The 1,577-nt window shown below is 73.7% G+C and carries 2 protein-coding genes; both read right to left on the bottom strand.

Annotated elements, in window-relative coordinates; translation table 11 throughout:
• Positions 1-648 precede the first annotated feature (648 nt).
• A complete protein-coding gene (locus ACFFNX_RS49535) occupies positions 649-1,182 on the bottom strand; it encodes a DUF4240 domain-containing protein (protein WP_378213442.1) in 534 nt (177 codons plus the stop codon).
• A 9-nt stretch (positions 1,183-1,191) separates the two neighbouring features.
• Positions 1,192-1,577 (bottom strand): hypothetical protein (locus tag ACFFNX_RS49530; RefSeq protein ID WP_378213441.1); only part of this gene is annotated, 386 nt, incomplete at its 5' end.

The following is a 1,577-nucleotide window of genomic DNA, read 5'->3' as shown; positions in this document are numbered from 1 at the left end:
AGGTCGTCTCAGGCGCCGGTCCGCCCCTGGCGTGGGCGGGGCGACGGCGCGGTCTGGCCGGTTCGTTGTGGATCAGGCGACCCACGGTGCCCGCGCGGCCGTGTCGCGGGGCATCGGCCCGGCGACCGCATCGGCGGCGTCACGGGTAGCCCGCGGTCCGATGCCGGGTGAGAATCGGCTGGTCGTGATCGGCGCACGCCGCGCCTCGTCCGGCGCTGCCGCGGCGGGCATCGCCGCACACGCGGGCGGTCCTGGTGAGGTCCGGGGCCGGTGTGTTCCCCCTCACCGTGTTCGCCATGGCTCTGGTCGGCTCGCGCGGCCCTGGTATCCCGCTGCCCGTGCTCGTCATGGCCCTGCCGGTTCGGGCTGCCGTCGACCCGGTGACGGCCCCGACGCTGATGCTTCTGCCGCCGGTCACCGTGGCCTTTGGAGGGAGGGCACCCGTGGGACGACCTCACGGTGAGGGTCATCGCGGCCTGCCGTCCTCGCCGGGACCAGTAGTGACCGTGGGCCACCGCCGAGGCGCATGTGGCGGGGCCGTTCACCAGGCTCGCCGCCCGTGACCGCGTACGGCTGGTGATCAGCGTGTACGCGGCGGGCCTGGTGACGTCGCCGCGGTGGCATTCCGTACGGGACGGGCCTGGGTGGTCAGGCCGGCCAGCCGGTGGGGTTCGAGCACGACTCCCGGGTGATCCCCGAGCCGGTCTCGGGGAAGTGCCCGAACCGCTCGTGGTGCAGGTGCGCGAAGAAGTAGCACATCGGCTCGCACTCCGCGTCGAGCACGGCCATCGCCGGATCGCCGGCGACCGCCGCGTAGTAGTCGCGGCCCAGCGCGACGATGAAGCCGCGCGCGTACAGGAAACCGTCGTCGGAGCCGTCGGTGACCGCCTGGATGTCCGCGCGGTCGATGTCGTGGAGCTTGCGCTCCAGGACCCGGTCCAGGCCGGTCAGCTCGGCCGCCGGCAGCGCCCGGGCCTGCTCCGTGAGGTTGTCCAGGAAGTCCTCGACGGCGCCGTCGATGATCGAGATGAGGGCGGCGTCGCCGTCCTCATCGGGAATCCGGCGCGCCAATGCGCGCCGTGTCCGGTCGATCTCCTCGCCCAAGGGCGTCCATGCCGCCTCGATCAGGTCCCAGAAGCGCGCTTGTTCCTCCGGCGACGGAAGAAGTTGATCACTGGTCACCGGTGGATGCTAACCGGCCGCTCCGACAGGTCCGTGAGGGGCGGTCCGCAAGACGGCGCGCAGCTCGAGGTCGTCGTGGATCGCGGCCCAGCCGGCGTCCCAGCTGTGGCGCCGGTCCTCGGACAGGACCGCCTGGATCGTCGCGACGTACCCCGGCGGCAGGTCCGCCAGCCGTGTCAGATACCGGGCGGCCGCCCGGACGATGGGCCGCGCGGTGCCCCGGAGCAGGTCCGCGACGGGCCGGAACAGGACGTGCGCGCCTTCGGCGGCGTCACCGGTGATGGTGTGGAGGGCGTGCGCGGCCTCGACGGCGGTCCACGGTTCCAGGGCCCCGGCCAGGAGCCGGAGGGTCGGGACGGCCGCGGACGCGTGCGCGCCGAGGTCGGCGAGGCGGC

Origin of the sequence: Actinoallomurus acaciae (assembly GCF_042429965.1) — a bacterium.
GTDB classification, from domain to species: Bacteria; Actinomycetota; Actinomycetes; order Streptosporangiales; family Streptosporangiaceae; genus Actinoallomurus; species Actinoallomurus acaciae.
Note: the sequence above shows the minus strand (reverse complement) of the source record. Positions and strands in the feature narration are given on the sequence as shown.